Here is a 24,767-nt window from a genome sequence, read left to right on the forward strand (position 1 = left end):
CCGCCGGACAGTGCCTAGGTGTATTGACCCGCAGCGTTGTTCACTCGGCTGATCGGGGGTTGGCCTCCGAGTGCGGTGTGGCAGCGGTGGTGGTTGTAGGTGTGGAGGAAGTCTGCCAGGGCTGTGGTCCGTTCGTCATTTGACGTGTAGGGCCGTTGGTAGGCCCATTCGTCGGCGAGGGTGCGGTTGAAGCGTTCGACTTTGCCGTTGGTCTGGGGCCGGTAGGGGCGGGTGAGTTTGCTGGTCGCGCCGAGTTCGGCCAGGGCGGCCTTCCAGGCCAGGCCCTTGCGGTAGGCCCAGGCGTTGTCCGTGAGGACTCGTTCGATGCGGGTGATGCCCTGACTGTGGAAGAAGGCGGCCGCGCGGGTGAGGAAGCCCGCGCAGGTCGCGACTTTCTCGTCCGGGTGGATCTCGCTGTAGGCCAGGCGGGAGTGGTCGTCCACGGCGGAGTGGACGTAGTCGAAGCCCATCTGGCTGCGGGTGGCCCGGCCGGCCTGGCGGCCCAGGACCTTGTGGCCGCCGCCGTCGGGGATCCGGCCGAGCTTTTTGACGTCGACGTGGATGAGTTCGCCGGGCCGTTCACGTTCGTAGCGGCGGATCACCGTGCCGGTCGGCCGGTCGAGCCAGGCCAGCCGATGGAGTCCCTGGCGGGTCAGGATCCGGTGGACCGTCGAGGCCGGGAGGCCCAGGATCGGGCCGATCCTGGCCGGTCCCAGTTTGCGGGACCGCCGCAGGTCGCAGACCTGCGCCTCGATGGCGGCCGGAGTCCGGTGCGGTGTCGTGAGTGGGCTGCTGGAGCGGTCGTGCAGGCCAACCTCGCCTTCGGCCCGCCACCGCCGCATCCATTTGTGGGCCGTGGCCCGCGATATGCCCATCTCGGCTGCGACATGGGCGACCGGGCGGCCCGAGCAGACCCGCTCGACCAGCAGGCGCCTACCGAAAACGGTCAGCCGGGCATTACGGTGGGACACGAAGACCTCCGTGCGGTGAGTTCCTAGACAGCTCCCACCACACCGGAGGTCTTCGTCATGTTCAAGACCCACTGAGTGTCAACAACGCTCGTGATCAATACACCTAGGGCGGCCCCGTCCTCGACCGCTGCCAAGCCGTTGGGACCTCATCGCGTGCAGGCGATCCTGGCGAGACGGCTCATCGTGATCTCCCCGCCCGCCAGGTCGTACCGGACGAGGTCCAGCGCTGCCGGTCGCACGGTCCCGTAGCGCTTCTCACGGCGTGCGGAGACGACACCGGCGATCGAACGCTCGGGGACGACCGGTGCCTGGAACACGGCGACGGAGACGTGGGCGATGTCCCGCATGGTCGTGTAGTCGTTGCTGGCGAACGCCTGAGGACCCTCCACCGCGCCGGCCTCGTGCAGTCCGGTCCGCAACCGCACCAGACCGTCACTGGGGACCCCGGACACGAACAGCCCGCCTTTCGATCCACCCAGGCCGGACAGCTCGATCTCGATCGGCGGGCAGTCCTTCAGCGCGGTTTCGACGAGGTCCGCGTAGTGGACAACCTGATCCCGCGGCACCTGGTCCTGATAGCCCTCCAGGCTGCGCACGGTGCTGTGCAGGTTCTCGGGAAGGTAGGTGAAGTGGTGCGGCGACAGAGCCGCGGCGATCGGGACCAGATCCTGGGCGATAGCGTCCCGGATCGCGCCGTCGATGGGCACGACCAGACTCAGCCCCCAGCGCGGGTCGCCGTGGCGGGGGACGGAGTCGGCGTGGTAGGTGCCCTCCGTGAGAGCAGCCTCGGCGTCGCTCCACATGGCGTGGAACTTCGCGGCCAGGTCGGGCGTCCGGTAGGCGTCAGCTGTCTCGGACATCGGCTCGGGCATCAGCCACTCATCAGGGTGTCGGCGGGATCGGGCGGCGTCGAACGGCGGTCACGCCTCCAGATACTCCTGGTCGAGCCAACGACACACGAACGCGGCCACCTCGGCGGCCGACATGTCGCTCGTCTCGACGACGAGGTCGGGTTTGGTGGCCTGCTTGGGCAGATTGTTCTGATGCAGCGAAAGACCGACCGGATGAGCGTGGCGGCGCTGCCGGTCAGCCAGCGGCTCGTCGGTGACCGAGAGCTCGATGAAGGCGACCCGGGCGAGCGCCCGTGCGCGGAGGCCGAGGAGCCGGTCTTCGAGGTCCGTGTTGATGACGGGCTCGAACGCCTGACCGTCGACGATCACGCCGACGCCGGCGCCGAGAATTCCCACGATTCCCGCGTTCATCGCGCGAAGCATGGCGATGGCGTCGACCCCGTTGTTGATCCGGCGCGCCCCAGGCATGGACGGGACATCCTGGTAGGTGAAACCGCGTTCTGCGAATCGGGCATGTGCAACGCCACCGGCCCACTGGCCGGGCACCATTCGGTAGAGCTCGTCCACTCCGAAGCGCAGCAGGGGCTCACGGGCATGCTCCTGGACGGCGGTCGCCAATGTCGACTTTCCGGCGGCGGAAGGCCCGGTGATCACCACACACAGTGGGGGCTTGCCATCCATACAGGGACCCTTTGCCTTGGCTTGCCCGGCCGCGCTCCACGAGGCGCTTCGTCGTCGACCGTACCCCTTCCACACGCCGGCCGGGCGGAAGCAATTTGCTGATGGCTCACCGCGCATCAGGGCGTCGTCCGTAGTGCGCTTCAGAGCACCGAGAGTCGTAGCGATGTGTTCGCGAAGTGCTGCCGGGGCCAGGACCCCGGTATCGGCGCCGATTTGGAGGAGCTCGGGAGGGTCCTGTTCAGCGGACTCCATCGGGATGGTCACCTGGACCTCCAGAGTGTCCGCCAGCTCCTGGGCTGTCATCCGTTCCCTGTTCTGCAGGAGTAGCAGGACGGACAGCAGCTGGCTCGCGCGCATGCGATGAAGTCTGTCTCCGCTCCACTGACACACGGTGTCAGTGGAGCGGAGACAGCGTCCCGTTCATGAACGGTTCTGGCCCTTGACGAGAACGGGCTCACAGCCGGGAAGGTGTCCCGGATCTTGACCGACGGCACGGACGCGATCGTGCTGGGTGACATCCGACAGCCTCACGGTCGCTGAAGCCCTCACGGGTGCACCACTGGACAACCAACCGCCGGGACAACCAACTGCCGGGCAGGACCTGAGGAGCGTCCCATACCGGGGCCGGACCGTCTCCCGGCGTGGTGCCGCAGGCGACGGCGAGCCTGGGTGCGCCGTACCTGGGCGGACGGCAGCCTGGTTGCCGCCGTCCGCCGAGCCGAGGCTGGAGTCATCGCCTACTCCGCAAGGGCCCTCGCCCTGACATGGCATGACGAAAAGGATCTCCCCTTGAACGCATCCGGCACCACCAGCCCTGCCCTGCTCGCACAGCTCCAGCGCCGATCCTCCGACCCGAACCGGCGCATCCTGTTCACCGGCGCGACCATCGTCACCATGGACTCCGGCCTCGGCGTCCTGCACGGCGCGGACCTGCTCGTCGAGGGCGACACGATCAGGGCGGTCGGTCCCGGCCTCAGCCCGGAGGGCGCGGTGGTCGTCGACGGTACCGGCACGATCCTGGCCCCCGGCTTCATCGACACGCACCGGCACGCCTGGGAGACACAGCTGCGCCGGATCGTGCCGGACGTCGATGACCTCGGCGCCTACGTCATGTCCACCCTCGCCGGTCATGCCACGGTCTACCGGCCCCATGACATGTACGTCGGGACGAAGCTGGCGGCTCTGACGGCGATCGACAGCGGCATCACCTGCATGCTCGACTTCTCCCACAACTCCCGCACCCCCGAGCACTCGGACGCCGCGATCCAGGCCCTCATCGACACCTGTATCCGCGGCGTGCACGCCTCCATGGGCCCGCACTTCGGCGACTGGGACAGGCAGTGGCCCGGCGACCTGACCCGCCTCAGGGAGAAGTACTTCGCCGACGACGACCAGCTACTCACCCTGCGACTGGCCGCCCTGGCCACCGGCGAGATCGCCGGGCCGACGTTCTCCTACGGCCCCGAACTCGCCCGTACAGCCCAGGAACTGGGCATCGGGGTGAGCGTGGATGCCGTGTTCGGAATGTCCTCCTCGCAGGCCGTCCTGGGCTGGGAGAGGGACGGCATCCTCGGCGCGGACCTCACCCTCATCCACGCCACCGGCCTCACTCCCCAGGCATGGGAAGCGATCAGGAGGACGGGGACGACCATCGCCCTGGCTCCCACATCGGACGCGCAGATCGGGCTGGAGACCGCGATCCCCGCGATCGATGAGGCCCTGGCCGTGGGGGTAAGGCCCGGTCTGAGTATCGACGTCGAGGTGGCCCTGGTCAGCGACATGTTCACGCAGATGCGGGCCCTGCACGCCATCCAGCGGATGCGCGCGGTCAACGCCGTCCACGGCTCCGAGCAGCGGCCGGACCGCATCACCACCCACGACGTCCTGGACTTCGCCACCCTCCAGGGCGCCCGCACCAACGGCCTGGCCGACGTCACCGGCTCGCTCACCCCGGGCAAGAAGGCCGACCTCCTGGTCATCCAGGCGGAAGACCTCAACAACATGCCGCTCAACGACGCCGTCGGCACCATCGTCCTGGGCTCGGACGCGCGCAACATCAGGGCCGTCCTCATCAACGGCGAACCTCGCAAATGGAACGGCCAGGTCATCGACGTCGACCTGCCCGCTCTGCGCGACGAGGTCCACGCTTCCCGCGAGTACGTGCTCAACGCCTCCGCGGCCTGAGCCACAGTCACTGCGGGGTGCGAGGGGCTCACCGGCACAGAGGCGGTCCGTACCCGGGCGTTACTGCTCCGGGGCGGACTCCTGGTGGCGTGTGGCGTGGAGGCTGCCGAGCAGGGCGAGCGCGTGGGCGTCGGGGCTGTCCGGTCGGGCGTGGTAGATCACCAGTTGCTGGCCCGGCGCTCCGCGCACGTCGAAGGTCTGGTAGGTGAGGTCGAGGGGGCCGACGTCGGGGTGGACAAGTTCCTTGCGGGCATGGGACTTTCCGTGCACGGTGTGCGAGGACCACAGGGCGGCGAACTCCTCGCTCTCCTCGGTCAGGGAATCGACAAGCTCGTGCAGGCGCCGATAGTCCGGGTCCAGACCCGTGGCATGGCGCAGCCCGGCGACGACCGCCTCGGCGGCCCGTTCCCACTGGGTGAAGAAGCTCCGGGCGGCCGGGTCGAGGAACGTCATACGGGCCATGTTGTCCATGTTCTCGAACGGTGAGAACAGTGCTTCGGCCAGCGCGTTGGACGCCAGGAAGTCGTTGGCCGGGTTCAGTACGAACGCCGCGGCGGTCGGGTGTACGTCCAGAAGCTGCCGCAGAGCAGGACTCACCGCTTCTCTCGGCTGCGGCCGCTCACCTTCCGGCGCGGTGCCGGCCAGCCGGAACATGTGGTCCCGTGCTGCGTCATCCATCCGCAGGGCGCTGCTGATCGCGTCGAGGATCTGAGGCGAGGGGCTGCGCTCGCGGCCCTGCTCCAGGCGGGCGTAGTAGTCGCTGTTCATCCCGGCGAGGACGGCGACCTCCTCCCGCCGCAGCCCCGCGACCCGGCGTGCGCCGTAGGAGGCGAGCCCGACATCGTCGGGGCGCAGGCGGGCGCGGTGGGCGCGCAGGAAATCTCCGAGATCGTTGCTGGTCACCCCTTCAGGCTATGCCGCACTCCACCCGCGTGCCTGGGTACGCCGTACCCAGGCACGACTCGTCCTGGCTCCCTCCTCCCGGGCCGTCCACGCTGGTGATCAGCAGAGCGAGACGAGAGGGAGCACACACATGGTGAGGAACCGGCCGAGGCCGCCGCAGGAAGCTGCCGGCCGAGAGACCGAAGACATGAACACGAAGGTCGACGTGGACGTGGTCGGGATGTGGGTGACCGCGGACGGACACATCCGACAGGAACTGCTGCCCGACGGACGTTACGACGAGGCCCGTGGCAACCGCCGCAGCGCCTACACCGGCCGCTACACCGTGACGGGCAGCCACCTCGAGTACGTCGACGACACCGGCTTCACCGCCACCGGCGACATCCGCGACGGCGTGCTCTTCCACGAACACCTCGTCCTGTACAAGGAGAACCAGGCATGACATCCACCGCCAAGGTCTTTCTCATCACCGGCGTCAGCAGCGGTCTGGGCCGCGCCTTCGCCGCCACCGCACTGGACGCCGGGCACACGGTCGTCGGCACCGTCCGCAAGGACGCCGACGCGGAAGCGTTCACCGCTCTCCACCCGGAGCGCGCTCACGCCCGCCTCCTCGACGTCACCGATGACGTTGCGGTGCTCGCCGTGACCAGTGAGGTGGAGAAAACCATCGGCCCCGTAGACGTACTGATCGCGAACGCCGGATACGGCCTGGAAGGCACCTTCGAAGAGACGTCCCTGACCGAGCTGCGCGCCCAGTTCGACGTCAACGTCTTCGGCGCCGCCGCCACCGTCCAAGCCGTCCTCCCCTACATGCGCGAACGGCGCCGCGGGCACATCCTGGCCGTCACCTCCATGGGCGGCCTGACCTCCTTCCCCGGCGTCTCCGCCTACTGCGGCAGCAAGTACGCCTTGGAAGGCATCCTCGAAGCCGTCGGCAAGGAAGTCTCCGGCTTCGGCATCCACGTCACCGCCATCGAGCCCGGCTCCTTCCGCACCGACTGGGCGGGGCGCTCCATGGTCCGCGCACCGCGGACCGTCCCCGACTACGACGAACTGTTCGAACCCATCCGCGCCGCCCGGCAGACCGCCAGCGGCCAACAGCTCGGCAACCCCGCCAAGGCGGCCACCGCCCTCCTGCGCATCATCGACGAACCGACCCCGCCGTCCCACCTCGTCCTGGGATCCGACGCTCTGCGCCTGGTACGGGCCGGACGTGACGCGGTCGACCGCGACCTCGACACCTGGGAAGACCTCACCCTCTCCACCGACCACACCCCCTGATCGCTCGTTGGTTCAAGACGGTTACCTCGGCGAGAGCGTGTTGCGGCGATCCACGACCAGTTGTCAGGGGAGTTGTTCGAGCCGGACGTCATCGACAAGACAGTCGATTTTCTGGCGGGCCTGACCGACATAGGCCGAACCCGGTCCATCGCGGCAAGAAGGGCAGCAAGCTGCACGTCCGGTCCGGCGCCCAATGCCCAGGGCATCCCGCGCGCTCTGCCCTGCTACAAGCAGCTCGCGAAACAGGCCACGTCAGCAATCGCCGACCCGGGACGCCCCACGGACAGCATTTGTCGGGCCAAGGGGGGTGTCCGATCCCGCTGCCACGCAGATTTTTTCGTCGGGCCAGAGAATTTTGTCGATGTTGATTTTTTCGCTGGTCGTGATGCAGTTTCGCCAGTATCGGTACTGCGTGTCCAAGACCTGGTGCGTGTGATTGCCGCAGGGATCAGTTGCCTTGGTGGCGGGCGTCGCCTCGGCTGCGTTCGCCGAAGTGATCATGGTCAGAGCCAGGGTGAACGCCACGGCGCCGAAGCCGAGGATTCGAGGGATGCGCGGTGTCTTCATTTCGCTGTCCTTCCAGACCGTGTCGGCGCTGAGCCGCCACGGATGCGTGTGGCTTCCATAGCGCTACACGGCCCGGCCTTCCTACCGGTGGCGTACTCCCTACGATCTAGGGCCGGAAGAGAGGACATAAGTCTGAATCCAGCCATATGTCATGCAGGAGGGTGATGTGACGCTGCGTCGCGAGCGACCCGTAGTCGATGCCCGGAGGGCAGGTATCTGCGGGTTCCGGTCGACCGGCCGTCGTTGCTGTTCTGTGTGTGACGGTCCGGATCGGGGGCGGGGAGATTTGACGGAGTGAGTCCTCACTCATTGACGGAGTGAGGACTCACTCCGTACTCTCGGGACCATGACAGCACCCGAGGGGAATCAGACCACCACCCGCCGCCGCGCTCCCGCCATGTCGCCGGAGCAGCGTCGCGCGATGATCATCCAGACCGCGATCCCACTGGTCGCCGAGTACGGTGCCGCGGTGACGACGGCGAAGATCGCCCGTGCCGCGGGCATCGGAGAGGGCACGATCTTCCGGGTCTTCGCCGACAAGGAGGAGCTGCTGCAGGCCTGCATGGCCGAGGCGCTCTCGCCCGAGCACGCGGTCCGGGAACTCGACGCGATCGACATGGCCCAGCCGCTGCCCGACCGGCTCGCGGAGGCCGCCGAGGCGCTGCAGGCGCATATGGCCAGGATGGGCGCGATCGCCGGCTCGCTCGGGCATCGCGGCGGCGGCAAGCATCCCGGCACGGTGCGCGGCGCGGGCCGCAACGAGTCGACCATCCGTCTCCGCGCGGCACTCGCGGAGCTGCTGGAGCCCGACAGGGCCACCCTGCGCAGGCCGCCCGAGCAGATCGCCGCCCTCTTCTTCGGGCTGCTCTTCACCCAGCCGCGTACGGAGGACGAGCCCGATCTGACCTCGCAGGAGCTGGTGGAGGTCTTCCTGCACGGGGCGCTCTCGGGGGATGCAGAGTGACTGGGCGGAGAAGGCGTCTGGCGATCACGGCCCTTGCCGTCCTGGCGCCCGTCCTGGTGTGGCTGGTCGCGGACCCATTACTCGGGCACCGACTGCGGATCGCCGACGGCGAGCAGACGCTGGACATCGGCGCCGTGCCCGTGGTGATCGTCGCACTGCTCGCGTCGTTCCTCGGCTGGGCGGTGCTGGCTGTGCTGGAGCGGTACTGGATGCGGCGCGCTCGCGCCGTATGGACCGGGGCCGCCGTGGCCGTACTGGCCATGTCCTTCCTGCCGTTGACCGGCGACGGCATGGACAGCGGCACCCGGGCCGTCCTGGGCCTCTTGCACCTGGCGGTGGCGGCGGTGCTGATCCCGGGCCTGCGCGCCAAGGGTGCCGCCGTGGCGACACCGCCGGCCTCCGGCCCACCGCGAACGGCGCCAGGTGGGGTCGGCCCCTGGACGACGCGAGGGGCGCCCTGAAGCGACCGGTCTGCTACGCGGGACCTGGGGCGTGACCCCTGTTCTTGCCAACCTGCTCAGCGCGGCCCCAACTGCCTTGGAGAACCCAGCCTTTGTGGACGTGCGGTGTGGGTAGGCCGGCTCAGCTGAAGGCGCGGCGGTAGGCGTGGGGGCTGACGCCGGTGGTCTTCTTGAACCGGTCGCGGAAAGCGGTGGGCGAGCCGAATCCGACCTGGGCGCCGATGCGTTCGACGGAATGGTGCGTGGTCTCCAGGAGATGCTGTGCCTGGCGGATGCGTGCGCGGTGGAGCCACTGGAGCGGGGTGGTGCCGGTCTGTTCGCGGAAGCGCCGTATCAGGGTCCGGGTGCTCGTTCCCGCCTGAGCGGCGATGTCGGCGAGGGTGAGATCGGAGCCCAGGTTGTCCTGCAACCACGCCAGCAGCGGCTCGAGTACCGAGCCCCGAGGGGCGGGCGCGTGATCGTGGACGATGAACTGTGCTTGTCCGCCTTCGCGTTCCAGAGGCATGACGGACAGCCGGGCGGCGTCGGCTGCGACGGCTGAGCCGTAGTCACGGCGGATCATGTGCAGGCACAGGTCCAGGCCCGCGGCGGCGCCGGCGGAGGTGAGGATCTGGCCGTTGTCGACGTACAGGACGTCCGCGTCCACCTCGACGTCCGGGTGGGCAGCGGCGAGGAGGTCGGCCGCGACCCAGTGGGTCGTGGCGCGCAGGCCGTCCAGGAGACCGCTGGCGGCCAGGGGGAAGGTGCCGGAGCAGATGGAGGCGATGCGTGTGCCGTTCGCGGCGGCGGTGCGCAGCACGTCGCGGACGGCGGGATCGAGCGGAGCCGCGGGGTCGGCGGTACCGGGCACAATGATCGTGTCCGCGCCCTTGAGCCCGTCCAGCCCCCAGGGCACGCGGATGGTGAAGGTGCCGGCGTCGATCTCCGGCCGTTGGCCGCAGACGCGGATCTGGTAGCCGGGCCGCCCGTCCGGGAGGCGGGTGCGGGAGAAGACCTCGATCGGGGTGGCCAGATCGAAGGGGATCACCCGGTCCAGGGCGAGCAGGGCAATGGTGTGCATGGCCAGAAGATACCCGGCCTCTGTGGTCATGGTCCGGTCTCCAGGCCATGGATTTTCTGGTCTGGGCAGCTCAGGGGCCTGTCCAGACCGGTCCATGCGCCTGGCGATATCCCGTTGGAGGTTGTCACTAATGCCACTGTGGAGCCGGTCGGGACGCGTCTAGCGTCGGTGGCGAACCCGGCAGGGGCCGGATGTCCACCGCCCGCGAAGGAACTTCTTCATGCATGCCCAGATCGTCCTGTTCGACGGCTTCGATCCGCTCGATGTCATCGCCCCGTACGAAGTGCTGTACGCCGGCGGCACCGCCTCCGGCGGCGGCATGAGCGTGGAGCTGGTCTCCGCCGAAGGGGCGCGTGAGGTGGTCAGCGGCACCGGGGGCCTGGTGCTGCGGGCCACTGCCGCCCTGGACCCCGTACGTGCCGGCCTAATCCTGGTCCCCGGTGCCTCGGGCCGGGTGGGAGAACCCGGGGAGGTCCCCGACCACGATGCGGGAGCCGGGGAACGGCAGCAGGACGAGTTCATCCCCGTACTGCTGGGCCGCGCGCTGACAACCGAGCTTCCCGCCCTGCTGAAGGCGGCGAGGGACAACCCCGAGGTGACGCTCGGCGCGGTGTGCGGCGGCTCTCTCGTCCTGGCCATGGCCGGTCTGCTGGAGGGCCGTTACGCCACCACCCACCACATGGGCCTGGACATGCTCGATGCCACGGGCGTCCACGCGGTGAACGCCCGCGTCGTCGACGACGGCGACCTCATCACCGCGGCCGGCGTCACCTCCGGCCTCGACCTGGGCCTGTACCTGCTGGAGCGCATGCTCGGCCCCCGGATCGCCCACGCCGTCGAAGAACTGTTCGCCCATGAGCGCCGCGGCACGGTCTGGCGTCATGAAGGCCCCGTGCCCGCCGGCCTCTGACCACGCATCCCGCCCCGCACCTCCCACTTCACCCCCTCTCATTCCTAAGGAAGAACAGCACCATGGCCGCAGAAGGCGTCTGGGACCTGTCCGTCTCCACCCCGATAGGCAGGATCGAAGCCGTGATCGAACTTGCCCGGCAGGACGGTGTCCTGACCGGGACAGCACACGGGGCAGGAGAGAACGTCCCACTCAGCGACATCACCCTCGACGGTGACCGACTCACCTGGAACCAGGCCGTCACCAAGCCCCTGCGCCTGAACCTGGCCTTCGCGGTGACCATCGACGGCGACACACTGACCGGCACATCCAAGGCCGGACGCCTTCCGGCATCGAAGGTCACCGGCCGACGCCGTGCTGTCCCGGCGGTCGGGGACCACCGAGCATGACGAAACTTCTGCTCTCCCTGCACGTCCTGGCAGCGGTACTCGCCGTAGGACCGGTCACGGTCGCCGCGAGCATGTTCCCCAAGACGCTGCGTCGCGCTCACAGCGGCGCACCGGAGGACAGCGAGGCGCTCGCCGGCCTGCGCACCTTGCACCGCATCTGCCGGGTCTACGCAGGCATCGGCGTCGCGGTTCCCGTCTTCGGGTTCGCCACGGCCAGCAGCCTCGACGTCCTCGGCAGCGGATGGCTGATCACCTCGATCGTCCTGACCACCGCAGCGGCCGCCATTCTGGGCCTGCTGATCCTTCCCGCCCAGGACAACGCCCTCACCGCCGCACAGACCCCCGGGGCCGCCCCCGGCACCGGCCCCGTTGTCCACTCCGCTGCCCGACTCGCCATGCTCACCGGCGTATTCAACCTCCTGTGGGCAACCGTGACCGTTCTGATGATCGTCCGCCCCGGCTCCACCACGGGAGCGTGACCGTGCACCTTCGCCCTCTGCGCATCGCCGCACACGTCGAGCTGATCTCGTTGGCCGTCATGCTGGCCAACCTCGCCACCGCCCATCTGAAGCCCATCACCTCCTTGATGGGCCCCACCCATGGCTGCGCCTACCTGTTCGTGGTGATCGCGACCTGGCGCCTGACGCCGACCACGACCACCACCAGGGCCGTGGCCGTGATCCCTGGCATCGGGGGTCTGCTCGCACTGCGCCGGCTCAGGTTGCTCAGCCGGCGCGACGATCCCTGCGGCGGTCCTCGGACCCAGGGAGGTGACGGCGGCTCCTCCGATTACGGCGGGCACGCCGTTTCCCGGTAGCCGATGGTGTTCGCCGGGGTGAAGTCCGCGCTGCGCCCGTGCGGCTCGGCGATCCGGGCGAACGTCAGGTCCACGCCCGTAGTTCCTGCCCGCGGGGGTCGTCGAGCTGTGTCCACTGGCTGTCGATGTGCATCGTGGCGCGGCGCTCCGCGTCGTACGGGTCCCAGCCGGGGTCGCCGGTGGTGGCGAAGCGGATCCAGGTCCCGTGCATGCGTGCGGCGAGCTCCGCGGGGGGCTCTCCGGGACCGAGCAGGGCGTTCGATCCCCGCAGCTGGGGGAGCCGGGCGAGATCGAAGACGAACGGGAGCTCCACTGCATGGGTGGCGCCGAGCTCGCCGTCCAGGGCCGTCGAGCGCCAGGCGAACTCGTAGGCGAAGGTGGCGGATCCGGGGTGGGCGGCGTGCGTGTCGGCCAGGGCGCGGCTGCCCGCACCGAACAGCGCATCGCCCATGATGGCGGAGCGGAGCTCGCCGAAGGACGCGTCGGGGCGCGATCTGCGGTAGGTCTCGACGAGCTGTGCCGGGTCGGGGTGTGAGCGCGCCGCCGCGTTCGCGACGTCGTCGGCGGTCGAGGCGGCGTACTTGTCCACGGGGACCAGATAGAGATTTCCCTCCTCGGTGTTGGTTCCGATGAGCAGGTCGACACCGGCGCCGGTGCCTGCGGCCACGGAGTCGGCGGGCTGGGTGTCCAGGACCAGACTGAAGGGGCTGAGGCCGATCAGCGGATCGTGGTGTGTTCCGGTCCGCAGATCGATACCCGCGAGCTGGGAGGCGGCCTCGACCAGGCGTGCGTCCGTGATGGCGGCGAAGGCGTCGACATGGGGCTCGATGCCCAGGGCCTCGGCCGCCGCACCGGTGACGCGGGCGGCCTGTTCGGTCGTGAACGCGCCGCGACCGCTTCCGCTCTGTACGACCGCCCGCCGGAAGAGGCCCGTGGCCTCAGGGGTGGCGAGCACCCCGCCGACCACGGTCGCCCCGGCCGACTGGCCGAAGAGCGTCACGTTGTGCGGGTCACCGCCGAACGCGGCGATGTTCTCCTGGACCCAGCGCAGAGCGGCGATCACGTCCAACAGCCCGCGGTTCGCCGGGGCGCCGGGTACGTCGAGGAACCCGGTGATGCCGAGGCGGTAGTTGAGGGTGACGAGGACCACGCCGTCACGGGCGAAGGCGGAGCCCTCGTACAGGGGCGAGCGTGTCGATCCGGCGACGAATCCGCCCCCGTGGACGAACACCATGACGGGCGTGTCGCCGCTCGCCGCCTCGGGCGTCCAGACATTGACCGTGAGGTAGTCCTCCCCACGGCTCCAGCCGGTGCCGAAGTACGGGGACATGTCCACGCTTCCGAGTGCACGCTCGGACTGGGGCGCGGTGGGGCCCGGCATGGTGGCGTCCCGTACGCCGTCCCAGGGCTCGTGCGGCTGTGGCGGGGCGAACCGGGCGGCGAGGAGGGGAGGGGCGGCGTACGGGATGTTGAGGAAGGTGGTGATGCCGTCGTCCCCGCGCAGACCGCGGACGGCGCCCTGCGCGGTGGTCACGACGGAGTCGCGATGGTGGTTCATGGTGCTGCCTTCCGCGGGCCTCGGCCCTGCTCGGTATTGGACCCTGCTCGGTGCTCGGAGTCGCCGGATGCTGCGAGTACTGCTCGGTGTTCAGTCCTGCTCGGTGTACGAGGTGAAGGGGGCCCAGCCCTTGACGGCGAAGCCGCTGCCACGGCGCGCCACTTCGGCGGCGCCGTGGCCGCCCAGATGCGCGGGGACGACAAGGGCGTTGTTGTCCGCCGCCCACCCCAGGACCTTGCGACGGGTGGCGCGGGCGCCCGCGGGGTCCTCGCAGAAGCAGCTGTTGGCGTCCGGTTCGAGGATCTGCACCGGGCTGTGCAGCATGTCGCCGACGAACACCGCGCGGTCCGTCCCGGAAGTGAGAGTCAGCACGGAGGAACCGGGAGTGTGACCAGGAGCCGCGTCCAGACGCAGGCCCGCGTCGATCCGGTGGCTCTTCTCCCACAACAACGTCCGGCCGGCCTGGTGCACCGGGGCCACACTGTCCTCGAATACATTCTGATTGCCGCGACCGAGCAGTGGTTTGTGGCCGTTCTCGGGATTCCAGAAATCGAAGTCGTCCTTCGGCATCAGATATGTGGCGTTGGGAAACGTCGGTACCCAGCTCCGCCCGTCCAGACGGGTGTTCCAGCCGACGTGATCGACGTGGAGATGCGTATTGATCACGATGTCCACGTCCTCAGGCTGGACGCCGGCGCGCGCGAGATTGGCCAGAAAGTCCGTCTTCAGGTGGCTCCAGACCGGCGAGTACGGGCGTTCCTTGTGATTGCCGACGCCGGTGTCGACGAGAATGGTCCTGCCCTCGCTGCGCAGCAGCCACGTCTGGATCGCGGACTTCACGGTATTGGATCCGGAGTCCAGGAAATGCGGAGCAAGCCAGTCTGCGTCTTCTTCCCACACTCCCTTCGTACTGTCAGGGAAGAAGGTGTCGGGCGTCATTTCGACAGAACCGTAGTATTCCCGGATTCGGGTGATGGTGATGTTGCCGAGCTCGATCTGTGTCGTTGCCATCTGTTCCATCTCGATCTGTTGCATGGGGATTTCTCAAGAATCCGAAGACCTCTCCCGGAAAGATACGAGCGGCCACGAGCGCGCGGTATCCGTCATGTGACTGCACCGGCCCGTGAGCGGACCGGATGCCGGACCTGGCCCGCTTGTAGCCTGGGGGGTCGGCAAGGCGCAGAGCTCCCGCTCGACGAGCCACAATTCTCTGGAGACTCCGTGGAAGGTCACACAGGCAGCGGAATCGGCGCGGTCACGGGAGCGGAGCCGAAACAGCTGCCCGTGCCGGACGGCGAAGGGCCGATCGTCGGCCGGGCCACCGAGCTCGCACACCTCCTTCGGACCCTGGACACGGCATCACCCGACCGGTCTCTGCTGCTGCTCGGTGACATGGGCACAGGGAAGAGCGCGCTGCTGGACGTGGTGGTGGGGCGGGCCGAAGCGAGCGGCGCCCGCGTACTGCGAGCAGTCGGCAGCGAGTCGGAGTCGAGCCTGGCGTTCGCCGCCCTGCACCAGCTGCTGCGGCCGGTACGGGCCGAGACGGAAGGGCTGCCGGAGAGGCAACGGGCCGCTCTGCACAGCGCCTTCGGCACGGGGCCTGCCGCAGCGGAGGAAGCGGACCTCATGCTGATCGGTGTCGCTGTGCTGGGCCTGCTCTCGGCAGTGGCGGACCGACGGGCCGTGGTCGTGGTGCTGGACGACGCGCAGTGGTTCGATCGCTCCTCCCTGGACGCGTTGTCCTTCGTGGCCCGACGGCTGGCGGACGATCCGGTCACGATGCTGATCGCAGCCCGAGCCGGCGATCACCTGCCGGGGTTCGACCAACAGGTGCCGACGCTCACTCTGGGACCGCTTGACGAACCCGCGGCATCCCGGCTGCTCGACCTCCAGCCGCGGCGCCCGACCGCGCGGATGAGAACTCGAATCCTCGAAGAGGCCGACGGCAACCCGCTGGCGCTGACCGAACTGACCAGGGCGGTCACCGCACACGAAGCAGCCACGGGATCGCCTGGATCCCCTTCCACGGGTCCTCTGCCCCTCACGGATCGCTTGGAGCGGATTTTCGCGACCCGCCTGAACCGGCTGCCGGTCTCGACCACGCGGCCCCTGCTGCTCCTGGCCGCCATGGACACCGTCGATTCCACGCTCTCCGCCCCGGCCGTGCTGCCCAGCCCCCAGGACGGCGTATGGGCACCCGCGGAAGAGGCCGGGCTGGTGGTCCGGCGTACCGGCCAGGGACTCCGCTTCAGCCACCCGCTGGTCCGGTCCGCCGTGTACCACTCCGCGCCCGTCGCCGCCCGGTGCGAGGCCCACCTCGCCCTCGCCGAGCTCCTGCGTGACGAGCCTGACCGGCGCGCCTGGCACCGCGCCGCCGCGGCCGTACGTCCGGACGGTGACGTAGCGGCGGAACTCGACCGGACCGCCGGCCGGGCCCGCCGCCGCGGTGGCCACGCGGCAGCGGCCAAGGCCCTGCAGCGTGCCGCGGAGCTCGCACCGCTGCGCGAGGACAGTGCCCGGCTGTTGGTCGAAGCCGCCGCCGAGGCGGTACTCACCGGTGACCTCTCCTGGGCCGAGGAACTGGCCGCCGCGGTACGCGCGCGTACCGAGGACGCCTCGCTCCTCACCGAGGTCGCCGCACAGGTCGGACGGCTGGCCGCATTGACCGTGCGCCACTCCGTGGTCTTCTCCCGACTGGCCGACGCGGCCGAGGAGCTGGGGTCCGCGCAGCCTGCCACCGCGCTGGACTTCCTGGCCGGCGCCGCTGTCGTCCGCTTCTACTCCGGAGACGAGATCCAGCGCCGCCGCATCGAGGCAGTCCTGGAGCACCTCCCGGAGGGAGCGTCACAGCCATGGCCACGCGCCTGGGTACGTGCCGTGTCCGACCCCTTCGGACACAGAGCCGAGCTGCTCACCCTGCTCCCGCGGGCCGCCTCCGAGGCGCGACGCCACCCCGGCCGGCTCATGGCATACGCGATCACGGCCTGGCTGCTGGACGAGACCCCGGGCGCCGTCCGCGCCTTCGACGAAGCCTTCGACCGTTGGGGGATGCGGGGGCCGCTACCGGACGGGCTCAGCGGCGCGGCCGCCTGGAGCTATGTGGAACAAGGCCGGTGGGGGCGCGCCAGGGAAGCCTGCATCCGCAGCGGCGCGCTCGGTTCCAGGGCCGGCCTCGACCACGTCGTGGCATGTGCGGCCGCCGTGGACGCCACCGTGCTCGCCTACCAGGGGGACGTCTCCTCGGCCCGCGCACGCGCCGAGGAGGCACTCTCACTGATCGACCCGCTGGAGAGCCGTTCGGTATCGGTCTACGCCCGTCGTGCGCTCGGCGCCGCGGCCCTCGCGGAAGGCGCACACGAGGTGGCGTACCGCCAACTCCGCGCAGTCTTCACACCGGACGGCGCACCCGTGCACTACCACGCCTCGTACCCGGCCCTCGCGGATCTGGCCGCCGCCGCCGTGCGTGGCGGCCACCGTGACGAGGCCGCCACGATCGTGGAGCGGTCCGCGCACTCGCTCGGCGGCAACGCCTCGCCCCGGCTGCGCGCGCTGATCGAGCGGGCCCGGGGTCTGTTGGCCGACCCCGAGGACGCCGAGCCGCACTTCCGCGCGGCCCTGGCCGATCCGGCACTGGACCACTGGCCCTTCGAACGGGCGCAGGCCCGGCTGGACCTCGCGGAGTGGCTGCGTCGCCGTCGTCGTGTCGCGGAGGCCAGAGCACCACTCACCGAGGCACTGGAGGCCTTCCGTCGTCTGGGCGCCCGCCCGTGGATCGAACGAGCCAGGACCGAAGCGCGCGCCGCCGGCCTCGACATCACGGACTCCATCCCCGACGCACTCGCCGAACTCTCCCCGCAACAACAGCAGATCATCCGGTTCGCCGCCCGCGGACTGACCAACCGCGAGATCGGCGAGAGGCTCTTCCTCTCCCCACGCACGGTCGGCTCGCACCTCTACCGCAGTTTCCCCAAGCTGGGCATCACCGCCCGCGCCCAGCTACGCGACCTCGTCGAGGGCAGTTGTGAGGGCGAGGCCCCTGTCGCGAGGGGCGGCTGACGGCGCGTATCCCGGGCACACCCCGCCAGGGGAGGGCGTCCTGACGGTCAGTTGATGATGGGGGAGGCGATGACGACCGCGATGTCCGCGGGATCGACGGCGGTTCGGTAGATGTGGGGGGCGTCCCCGGCGAAGGCCAGCAGATCACCCGCGCTCAGATGCTGGGGGGCGTCGGCGGGGCCTGCGGTGACCTGGCCGGAGGCGACGAGAAGGTGCTCAACGGTGCCTGTCGCGTGCGGGACGCCGTTCAGTTCGGTGTCACGGGGGATGCGCAGCCGCCAGATCTCCAGACTGTTGCCGCTGCTGATCCTCCGCAGCAGCTCCCGTCCGACCTCTCCCTCCACCGCGGTGGTGCCCGGTACGAGTACCGGGCCGGGTTCGGTGTCCCGGGTCAGCAGGTCGGTCAGTGGGATCCGCAGCGCGACCGCGAGCGCGTCGAGCGTCTCGATCGTGGGGTTGCCCTTTCCGGCCTCCAGCTGCGACAGCGTCGCCTTGCTCAGACCCGCGCGCCGGGCCAGCTCCGAACCGCTCATGCCCCGCTGTTCGCGGCGTCGCCTGATCTGCACGCCCACGGCGGCCGCGGTGCTGCTGGCGGGCCGCCGGTCGCCCGGTGTGCCTGCCATCATCACAGGGGCCTGTGCGAGGCGGTGTACGAGACGCGGATACGGCCCTTCTTGACCTTCAGCGTCGGCAGCGTCACCTCCGCGAGGTCGGCGAGGCTGCGCACATGGGTCCCACCGCAGGGTGCCGCGTGCAGGGTGCCCAGATGCACGGTCCGCTGACCTTGCTCGTCCTGCTCGGCGGTGACAGGAAGGTCTTCGGCAATGGCCGCGGCGACCGTTTCGCGCAGGGCGGTGGTCAGTTCCTCCCGGCCCTGCGGGTCGGCCTGCCGGGCGTCCGCCCGGTCCGCGGTGAACTCGATCCGCGCCTGACCCGGGAAGTGGATGCTCCCCACACAGGTCCACCCCTGGGCCCGGCCCGCCGCCTCGATCAGGTGCCCGGCCGTGTGCAGTGCCGCATGGGCGGTACGCGCCGCCAGGTCGATCCGGGCCTTCACCGGCTGCCCCTCGGTGAAGACCGGCAGCGAGGTTCCCTCCGGTGCCCGAGCCACGATCAGTCCGGACTCGTGATCCCGCACCGGAACGACCTCGCTCCCGTCCAGCCAGCCCCGGTCCGCGGGCTGACCACCACCCTGAGGGTGGAACAAACAGTCCTCGACCGCTACCCACGGCGCGCCGTCCCTGCTGCCCACGGCGAGCACCTGCGTGTCGACGTGTTCCTGGTAGGTGTCCCTGAGATACGCGCTGACCTGCATTCCAGGCTCCATTTCACAAGACGTTTCGTTCATCATAACGAACGCCCTGTGTGGCCGGTCCCGACATGGTCAAAGGCACCGGGATGAAGCATTTCCCAGATCTTCCGTCACGGGCAGGCACTCCGCGAGCAGGTCGACGACATCGCGCCAGGCTCGCCGCGCGTGCTGCGGGTGGTAGCCGACGCCGGGCGGCGTGGGGTGGTCGACCGGCGGGTGGTGGAAGGCGTGCAGGGCGCCGCCGTAGACCGTGAGGCGCCAGTCGACGCCCGCGGCCTGCATCTCGGCGGTGAACGCGTTCCGTCGCGCGGGCGGCATGATCGGGTCTTCCGACCCGACCCCGGCCCACACCGGGCAGCGAATGCGCGCCGACTCGCCCGGTCGGCCCGTGGTTGTCGCGTTGACGGTCCCGATCGCGCGCAGGCTCACGCCGGCGCGCCCGAGTTCAAGCCCGACGGCGCCCCCGGTGCCGTAGCCGACGGCGGCGATCCGGTCGGGATCGGTCCGCGGTTCGACGCGCAGTACGTCGAGCGCCGCATGGCCGATGCCCCGCATCCGGTCGGGATCAGCGAGCAGCGGCAGGCAGCGGGCCAGCATCTCCTCGGGGTCGCCCAGATAGCGCCCGCCGTGAAGGTCGAAGGCCAGCGCGACATAGCCCAGTTCGGCGAGGGCATCGGCCCGGCGGCGCTCGACATCGCTGAGCCCCATGCCCTCCGGTCCGACCAGCACCGCGGGCCTGCGGCCGACACCGGCCGGGAGCGCGAGGTGCCCGGTCATCGTCAGACCATCGGCCGGATACTCGACCGTACGCGTCGAAATCGTCGTCATGGGGCTGGACTGTAGTGACGGTCGAGCCCGGTCCGGCTGGTGTTCTGCCACCGGCAGAGCAGCAGCGCGGGTATCCCTCCGAATTGTGGCGAGGGCTCACGAGAACCGTCACGCCCCTCGTTCCCGCGGCAACGTCGTCGCATGACCTGCCGAGGGAACGGCGCCGGCGGCCGACCCCCGCAGCAGGATTCCGGGGCAGCATGCCTGCCCGCAGCCCCCGGGAGCCCGAGCCGCGTTCTACCGGGCGGTGTCGTCGGGGTACGCGGCGGTCGCCTGGATCTCGACGAGGAGCTCCGGACCGGCGAGACCGCTGACCCCGATGATGGTCCAGGCAGGGTAGGGCGCCTCGATGAGGCGCTGCTTGGCCGCGAGGAAGCCGGACATGTTCTCGCGGATGTCGACGTGGTAGCTGGTCACGTCCACCAGGTCACTGAGATCGAGGTTCTCCAACCTGAGGATCTCCTCGAGACGCCGGACGGCGAGCTCGGTCTGCTCCTCGGCGGTCTCACCGGGGACGCCGTCGGGCCGGCGGCCGATCTGGCCCGAGATGAACAGGTGCCCGTGCGAACGGATCGCGGGGGCGTGGCCGAAACGCCCGAAAGCGCTGGTGGTCCCTCCGAAGACCGGGGAATTGTCGGGGACCTCTACGGGGTGGCTGGGCATGGCGGTGTGTCCTTTTCTCTGGTTCTGTGCTGACTTCGCCGACCGCGTGACCGACTGGAGGCGGGCCGGGCAGGGGTCGATCAGTTGCCCCATCGGGAGGAGCCGCAGGCGTGCTCCATCCGGGTCCGGCCGAAGGCCTCGCGTTCGCGCAGGAATTCACCGGGCAGCGCGTAACGCGGACCGTTCTTGGGGTTCTTGGCGGCTTGCGCGACGATCGCGTCGGTGAGTGAGCGGATCATCTCCAACCGTGGGTAGGCGGCGTGGACGATGTCGGCCTGCTCGTCGCCCAGGGCGTCGGCGTAGGTGTTGCCCATAGGGCCGCCGAAATCGAGCGCGACGCCTTCGCGTACGAGCACACACAGCGTGCCGCGGCGCTCAGCGATGCCCGAGGAGGTGTGCAGGGCGATGGCCTGCCAGACCTCGTCGGCGTCCGATTGCGACCGTCCGTGTTCGACGAGGAACGCGGCGGCCCGGTCGGCGCCCTCGACCTCGAACCGCTGGGTGTGCGGGCCGTCCGACGCCACGCCGAGGTCGTGCATCGTGCACGCGGCGAACAGCAGGTCGTCTTCGTAGTCCTGGCCGACGGCCAGTCCGAGATGTGCGGCCACGAGCCGGGCGAACAGGTAGGTGCGAATGCTGTGGTTGAACACCGAGGGCGATTCCACCGGTTTGATTAGCTGTAGGACAGCACCCGTGAGCGGTGTGCCGGGCAGCGCGACCAGGTCGGTGGCCGCATCGGCGGCCCCCTGGTCATGGGTTCTGCTGGTCTTGATGGGTGATCCGGTCATGTCCACCAGGCTGGCACCCGCGCCCCTGACCAGGTGAGTGGCAACCTTGACCGCTATCGATAGAATCTTGCCATGACAACACACCGAGTCGCGATCCTGGCGTTGGACGGGGTCACGCCACTCGACCTGGCGATCCCGGCGCAGATCTTCAGCACCCGCCCCGAGACCCCCTACGAGGTGACCGTCTGCGGGCCCGGCTCCAAGGTGACGACCACCGCAGGTTTCTCCCTCGTGACCGAGGGGGGCCTGGACCACCTGCGCGCAGCCGACACGGTGATCGTGCCGGGATATGAGCCGGGTGGTGAGCCGCTGGTTCGGCCGTCGGACGAGGTCCTCGACGTGCTGGTGCAGGCGCGCGAGCGGGGTCGGCGAGTGGTGTCGATCTGCACGGGCGCCTTCGCGCTGGCAGCGGCGGGCATTCTGGACGGACTGCATGCAACGACCCACTGGCAGCACATCGACGAGCTCGAACAGGACTTCCCGGCCGTCACGGTCGACCGCGACGTGCTCTACGTCGACGAGGGGGACGTGCTCACATCGGCCGGAGTGTGCTGCGGAATCGATCTGTGTCTGCACCTCGTACGGCGCGACCTGGGGGCGCTCGTGGCCAACCGGATCGCCCGAGGTCTGGTGGCCGCGCCGCACCGCGACGGCGGGCAGGCCCAGTACATCCCGGCTCCGGTCACCGTGGCCGGGGACACGTCGCTCTCCGAGACCCGGGGCTGGGCGCTGTGCCACCTCGACGAACCGCTCACGCTTCGGGACCTCGCCCGGCACGGAGGCGTCTCACCACGCACCTTCATGCGCCGATTCGGCGCGGAGACTGGTACCACGCCCCTCCAGTGGCTGCTGGGCGCCCGCCTCGGCAAGGCACGCGAACTGCTGGAGACGACGACCTACTCGGTGGACCAGGTGGCCCGGGACTGCGGCCTCGGCACAGCGGCGAACCTGCGTCTGCACTTTCGACGCACCCTCAACACCACCCCCACCGCCTACCGGCGCACCTTCACGCGCTGACACGGCTCGCTCGCCGGTTCCAGCAACGTCGGTCCGGCTCGCGGCGGTCAGGCGGCTCCCGTTGCGCCTTCCTCGCGTTCCACACCGATGACCTTGCGGTACACGCGGGCGCCGTCGCCGTGCTCGTCCATCGCGTCGTGCCAGGTCGCCCGGTTGTCCCAGGGTACGAAGTCACCGGGGTTCCAGCCGCGCTGGATGGTGCAGTTCGGCGAGGACGCGTGTCGTAGCAGACGGGCGCGCGAGCATCGGGAGGTCCTGAGCTGTCGAATCGCGGGGGAGTCGGGGCTGGTCACCCGACCACGGTGGTCGCCCGCGTCGAAGTGGGCCGGGGGGCAAGATCGCTCCGGGCGCCGCCACGGCAGGTTCGGGCGTCCGGTCGGCCGTTGCGGCGCGGGTCGGGTGTCAGTTCTCCGGCTTCGGGTGAGGCCGGCGGGTCGGGGTGTATCGGGCGAGCATGGTCTGGACGGCCTGTTCGACGGCGTCCTGGATGTCGGAAGCTGCGGGGTTCCAGTCGGTCAGCAGCATGCGGGGCCACAGGACGTAGTTGGCGATCATGCCGAGGAACTGGTTCGCGGCGCCCGCGGCGTCCGGAACATCAGCGTTGCCCGCCTCGTGCTCGGATTCCAAGTAGTGCTGAACGGAGTTGAAGTAAGGCAGCTTGCCGAGCTGGAACTGCATCCGTCCCAGTTCGGGAAAGCGGGGCAGTTCGGCGATGACGATCCGGAACAGGGCTGTCATGCCGGGCCGGCCGATCAGGTCGGCATAGCGGTGGCCGATGGTTGTCAGCCCGGAGCGCAGATCTCCCGTCCGTGGCCGCGCGGCGGCGTCGCCGGCGTCACGCTGCCATGACTCGGTGACGATGGCCTCGAAAAGGGCCGCCTTGGTGGGGAACCGCTTGAACAGGGTGGACTTCGAGACGCCGGCGGCTTCGGCGATGCGGGCCAGCGAGGTGCCGTCGTAGCCGCGTTCCAGGAACAGTTCTGTGGCCGCGGCAGTGATCGCCTCGCGCTTCTGCTGAGCGAGCCTGCGGTGGTGCTCGGAGAGTTCTGCTGCCATGCGAACAGTATGCCGCAGATCCGAGGCGAGTCACTTGACTCGCCATGATGGACCTGCTTACCGTGCAGAGGTAAGGCGAGTCGGGTGACTCGCATCCAATCTTTGGCGCCCGGACGAATTCCTGTGGTCGCGGCGCGGTGGAGGATCAGCTCATGACGATCGACAAGATCGCTTTGGTGACCGGTGCCAATCGCGGCCTCGGACGCAGTGCGGCCATCGCTCTGGCCACACGCGGGGTGCGGGTCCTGGTCACCCACCGTGGTGACGAGGCCGGGGCTGAGGAGACGCTGGAACAGGTGAAGGCGGTGGGTGGGACTGCCGCTGTTCTCCGGCTCGACATCGGCGACGTCTCCTCCTTCGCGTCCTTCACCTCCGAACTGGGCGAGTGGCTGGAGCGCTGGGGTGCTTCGCGGCTCGACATCCTGGTCAACAACGCGGGAGTGGGGATATTCGGACCGCTGGAGGACGTCACGATCGACGACTTCGACACGGTGATGGGCACCAACGTCCGGGGTACGTTCTTCCTCATCCAGTCGCTTGTGCCGCTGCTGGCCCAGGGCGGCCGCGTCATCAACGTCTCGACGTCACTGACGCGCCACACCAGCCCCGCCACCTCGGTCTACTCCGCCTCGAAGGCCGCCGTAGAAGCCTTGAGCCGTACCCTCGCCGCAGAACTCGGCCCGCGCGGAATCCGGGTCAACTCCATCGCCCCGGGACCGACCGCCACCGACTTCAACGGTGGAGCGATGCGGGACGACGCCGAGATGCGCCAGGTTCTGGCCGGACAGACCGCGCTCGGCCGTGTCGGCGAACCTGAGGAGATCGGCGATGCCATCGCCACGCTGGCCTCCGACGGACTGCGCTGGGTCACCGCTCAGCGCATCGAGGTCTCCGGCGGCGCCCTCCTCTGAGTGACCGGGCGACGGCCTGCGGAGACGCGGGCAGCGACGGCCCCGGCTCACTCCCGGCCGGGATCGTCCTCGTCCTTGTTCAGCTCGGGCGACGCGAACGAAGCTGCCTGCTTGCCATCATGGTCAGCCCTGCACCACGTTCGCCGCGGTCACGTTCTCGATCACGCGGCCGAGTTTGGCCTTGGCCCGGGTGAGGTCCTGGATGCGTGCGGCGATGCGGTCGTGTTCGACGGTGAGCTGGTCGAGCATGGCGGGGGTCGCGACTCCGGTGCTCACGCACGGCAGGAGTTCGACGACGGTGCGACTGGAGAGTCCGGCCGCGAAGAGGTCCTGGATGAGCTGGACCCGCTCCAGGGCCTCGTCGGGATAGTCGCGCTGGCCACCAGGCGTCCGTGCTGATTCCAGGAGCCGCTGTTCCTCGTAGTAGCGCAGGGCCCGCACGCTGACCCCCGACCGCCTGGCGAGCTGTCCGATGCGCATGACGCAGGTCGCTCCCTTCCCGCTCGTACCTCACATTGATGTCAGGTTTACGGTAGCAA

At 69.5% G+C, this 24,767-nt stretch carries 28 protein-coding genes; 12 read left to right on the forward strand and 16 right to left on the reverse strand.

Translation table 11 applies throughout. From position 1 onward, the window contains the following. Positions 1–14: 14 nt before the first annotated feature. The 3 genes from OG623_RS34180 to OG623_RS34190 all read right to left on the reverse strand — a co-directional run bounded on the left by OG623_RS34180 (position 15) and on the right by OG623_RS34190 (position 2,860). Positions 15–971 carry an IS481 family transposase gene (locus OG623_RS34180; protein WP_406146123.1) on the reverse strand — a complete coding sequence of 319 codons (957 nt, stop codon included), beginning with the start codon at positions 969–971 and terminating at the stop codon, positions 15–17. Between the two features lie 146 nt (positions 972–1,117). Further along, a complete protein-coding gene (locus tag OG623_RS34185; protein ID WP_406151512.1) occupies positions 1,118–1,843 on the reverse strand; it encodes a hypothetical protein in 726 nt (241 codons plus the stop codon). A 48-nt stretch (positions 1,844–1,891) separates the two neighbouring features. Continuing rightward, complete coding sequence (locus OG623_RS34190; RefSeq protein ID WP_406151513.1) at positions 1,892–2,860, reverse strand: hypothetical protein; 969 nt, start codon at positions 2,858–2,860, stop codon at positions 1,892–1,894. A gap of 432 nt (positions 2,861–3,292) precedes the next feature. Here OG623_RS34190 and OG623_RS34195 point away from each other — a divergent pair, with 432 nt between their 5' ends. Next, positions 3,293–4,687 (forward strand): amidohydrolase family protein, encoded by a 1,395-nt coding sequence (locus tag OG623_RS34195; RefSeq protein ID WP_406151515.1) that lies wholly within the window; start codon positions 3,293–3,295, stop codon positions 4,685–4,687. A 60-nt stretch (positions 4,688–4,747) separates the two neighbouring features. Here OG623_RS34195 and OG623_RS34200 read toward each other — a convergent pair whose 3' ends face one another. Continuing rightward, the gene (locus OG623_RS34200) at positions 4,748–5,590 is read right to left on the reverse strand and encodes a helix-turn-helix transcriptional regulator (protein WP_406151516.1); all 843 of its coding nucleotides are present in this window, start codon (positions 5,588–5,590) and stop codon (positions 4,748–4,750) included. A 187-nt stretch (positions 5,591–5,777) separates the two neighbouring features. Between OG623_RS34200 and OG623_RS34205 the strand changes: the two genes are divergently transcribed. Both OG623_RS34205 and OG623_RS34210 read left to right on the forward strand, forming a co-directional pair. After that, on the forward strand, positions 5,778–6,032 hold the full coding sequence (locus OG623_RS34205) for an Atu4866 domain-containing protein (protein ID WP_406151518.1): 255 nt from the start codon (positions 5,778–5,780) through the stop codon (positions 6,030–6,032). Next, a complete protein-coding gene (locus tag OG623_RS34210; protein WP_406151519.1) occupies positions 6,029–6,871 on the forward strand; it encodes an oxidoreductase in 843 nt (280 codons plus the stop codon). Before OG623_RS34205 ends, OG623_RS34210 begins: the two co-directional genes overlap by 4 nt. A gap of 252 nt (positions 6,872–7,123) precedes the next feature. Here OG623_RS34210 and OG623_RS34215 read toward each other — a convergent pair whose 3' ends face one another. After that, on the reverse strand, positions 7,124–7,438 hold the full coding sequence (locus OG623_RS34215; protein ID WP_406151520.1) for a hypothetical protein: 315 nt from the start codon (positions 7,436–7,438) through the stop codon (positions 7,124–7,126). Positions 7,439–7,859: 421 nt separating this feature from the next. On the opposite strand from OG623_RS34215, the gene OG623_RS34220 reads away from it, so the two are divergent. Together OG623_RS34220 and OG623_RS34225 are read left to right on the forward strand one after the other, a co-directional pair. Continuing rightward, the gene (locus OG623_RS34220) at positions 7,860–8,402 is read left to right on the forward strand and encodes a TetR/AcrR family transcriptional regulator (protein ID WP_406152122.1); all 543 of its coding nucleotides are present in this window, start codon (positions 7,860–7,862) and stop codon (positions 8,400–8,402) included. Beyond that, entirely contained in the window at positions 8,399–8,863 is a 465-nt protein-coding gene (locus OG623_RS34225) for a DUF6069 family protein (protein WP_406151522.1), read from the forward strand. The genes OG623_RS34220 and OG623_RS34225 overlap by 4 nt, the downstream gene beginning before the upstream one ends. A gap of 121 nt (positions 8,864–8,984) precedes the next feature. Here the strand turns inward: OG623_RS34225 and OG623_RS34230 are convergent, their stop codons facing one another. Continuing rightward, on the reverse strand, positions 8,985–9,923 hold the full coding sequence (locus OG623_RS34230; RefSeq protein ID WP_406152124.1) for a GlxA family transcriptional regulator: 939 nt from the start codon (positions 9,921–9,923) through the stop codon (positions 8,985–8,987). A 220-nt stretch (positions 9,924–10,143) separates the two neighbouring features. On the opposite strand from OG623_RS34230, the gene OG623_RS34235 reads away from it, so the two are divergent. From OG623_RS34235 to OG623_RS34250, 4 genes are all read left to right on the forward strand, one after another. Further along, positions 10,144–10,833, forward strand: coding sequence for a DJ-1/PfpI family protein (locus tag OG623_RS34235; protein ID WP_406151523.1), 690 nt, complete (start codon positions 10,144–10,146; stop codon positions 10,831–10,833). Positions 10,834–10,895: 62 nt separating this feature from the next. After that, on the forward strand, positions 10,896–11,222 hold the full coding sequence (locus OG623_RS34240; protein WP_406151524.1) for a hypothetical protein: 327 nt from the start codon (positions 10,896–10,898) through the stop codon (positions 11,220–11,222). Further along, positions 11,219–11,701 carry a DUF2269 family protein gene (locus OG623_RS34245; protein ID WP_406151526.1) on the forward strand — a complete coding sequence of 161 codons (483 nt, stop codon included), beginning with the start codon at positions 11,219–11,221 and terminating at the stop codon, positions 11,699–11,701. Before OG623_RS34240 ends, OG623_RS34245 begins: the two co-directional genes overlap by 4 nt. Before the next feature lie 2 nt (positions 11,702–11,703). Then, entirely contained in the window at positions 11,704–12,039 is a 336-nt protein-coding gene (locus OG623_RS34250) for a hypothetical protein (protein ID WP_406151528.1), read from the forward strand. 64 nt (positions 12,040–12,103) lie between these two features. Here OG623_RS34250 and OG623_RS34255 read toward each other — a convergent pair whose 3' ends face one another. Together OG623_RS34255 and OG623_RS34260 are read right to left on the reverse strand one after the other, a co-directional pair. Continuing rightward, positions 12,104–13,597 (reverse strand): carboxylesterase/lipase family protein, encoded by a 1,494-nt coding sequence (locus tag OG623_RS34255; protein WP_406151530.1) that lies wholly within the window; start codon positions 13,595–13,597, stop codon positions 12,104–12,106. A 90-nt stretch (positions 13,598–13,687) separates the two neighbouring features. Then, complete coding sequence (locus OG623_RS34260; RefSeq protein ID WP_406151531.1) at positions 13,688–14,632, reverse strand: MBL fold metallo-hydrolase; 945 nt, start codon at positions 14,630–14,632, stop codon at positions 13,688–13,690. Between the two features lie 186 nt (positions 14,633–14,818). On the opposite strand from OG623_RS34260, the gene OG623_RS34265 reads away from it, so the two are divergent. Then, positions 14,819–17,653, forward strand: coding sequence for an AAA family ATPase (locus OG623_RS34265; protein WP_406151533.1), 2,835 nt, complete (start codon positions 14,819–14,821; stop codon positions 17,651–17,653). A 47-nt stretch (positions 17,654–17,700) separates the two neighbouring features. Here OG623_RS34265 and OG623_RS34270 read toward each other — a convergent pair whose 3' ends face one another. The 5 genes from OG623_RS34270 to OG623_RS34290 all read right to left on the reverse strand — a co-directional run bounded on the left by OG623_RS34270 (position 17,701) and on the right by OG623_RS34290 (position 21,244). Continuing rightward, positions 17,701–18,279, reverse strand: a complete 579-nt coding sequence (locus OG623_RS34270) for a helix-turn-helix domain-containing protein (RefSeq protein WP_406151535.1) — start codon at positions 18,277–18,279, stop codon at positions 17,701–17,703. Beyond that, on the reverse strand, positions 18,279–18,968 hold the full coding sequence (locus tag OG623_RS34275; protein WP_406151536.1) for a metal-dependent hydrolase: 690 nt from the start codon (positions 18,966–18,968) through the stop codon (positions 18,279–18,281). Before OG623_RS34275 ends, OG623_RS34270 begins: the two co-directional genes overlap by 1 nt. Before the next feature lie 69 nt (positions 18,969–19,037). Further along, positions 19,038–19,793: a dienelactone hydrolase family protein gene (locus OG623_RS34280; protein WP_406151538.1), complete on the reverse strand. Its 756-nt coding sequence runs from the start codon at positions 19,791–19,793 to the stop codon at positions 19,038–19,040. A gap of 237 nt (positions 19,794–20,030) precedes the next feature. After that, positions 20,031–20,456 carry a RidA family protein gene (locus OG623_RS34285; RefSeq protein WP_406151539.1) on the reverse strand — a complete coding sequence of 142 codons (426 nt, stop codon included), beginning with the start codon at positions 20,454–20,456 and terminating at the stop codon, positions 20,031–20,033. An 80-nt stretch (positions 20,457–20,536) separates the two neighbouring features. Further along, complete coding sequence (locus tag OG623_RS34290) at positions 20,537–21,244, reverse strand: HD domain-containing protein (protein ID WP_406151541.1); 708 nt, start codon at positions 21,242–21,244, stop codon at positions 20,537–20,539. A gap of 72 nt (positions 21,245–21,316) precedes the next feature. On the opposite strand from OG623_RS34290, the gene OG623_RS34295 reads away from it, so the two are divergent. After that, entirely contained in the window at positions 21,317–22,261 is a 945-nt protein-coding gene (locus tag OG623_RS34295; RefSeq protein ID WP_406151543.1) for a GlxA family transcriptional regulator, read from the forward strand. Positions 22,262–22,308: 47 nt separating this feature from the next. On the opposite strand, the gene OG623_RS34300 is transcribed toward OG623_RS34295, so the two are convergent. Then, entirely contained in the window at positions 22,309–22,554 is a 246-nt protein-coding gene (locus OG623_RS34300; protein ID WP_406151545.1) for a TauD/TfdA family dioxygenase, read from the reverse strand. 109 nt (positions 22,555–22,663) lie between these two features. Further along, positions 22,664–23,317 (reverse strand): TetR/AcrR family transcriptional regulator, encoded by a 654-nt coding sequence (locus OG623_RS34305; RefSeq protein WP_406151546.1) that lies wholly within the window; start codon positions 23,315–23,317, stop codon positions 22,664–22,666. Between the two features lie 152 nt (positions 23,318–23,469). Here OG623_RS34305 and OG623_RS34310 point away from each other — a divergent pair, with 152 nt between their 5' ends. Then, on the forward strand, positions 23,470–24,228 hold the full coding sequence (locus tag OG623_RS34310; RefSeq protein WP_406151548.1) for an SDR family NAD(P)-dependent oxidoreductase: 759 nt from the start codon (positions 23,470–23,472) through the stop codon (positions 24,226–24,228). 123 nt (positions 24,229–24,351) lie between these two features. Here the strand turns inward: OG623_RS34310 and OG623_RS34315 are convergent, their stop codons facing one another. Then, positions 24,352–24,708, reverse strand: a complete 357-nt coding sequence (locus OG623_RS34315; RefSeq protein ID WP_406151549.1) for a MerR family transcriptional regulator — start codon at positions 24,706–24,708, stop codon at positions 24,352–24,354. Positions 24,709–24,767: the final 59 nt, after the last annotated feature.

The organism is Streptomyces sp. NBC_01012 (assembly GCF_045162755.1).
In the GTDB taxonomy this organism is placed as follows: Bacteria; Actinomycetota; Actinomycetes; order Streptomycetales; family Streptomycetaceae; genus Streptomyces.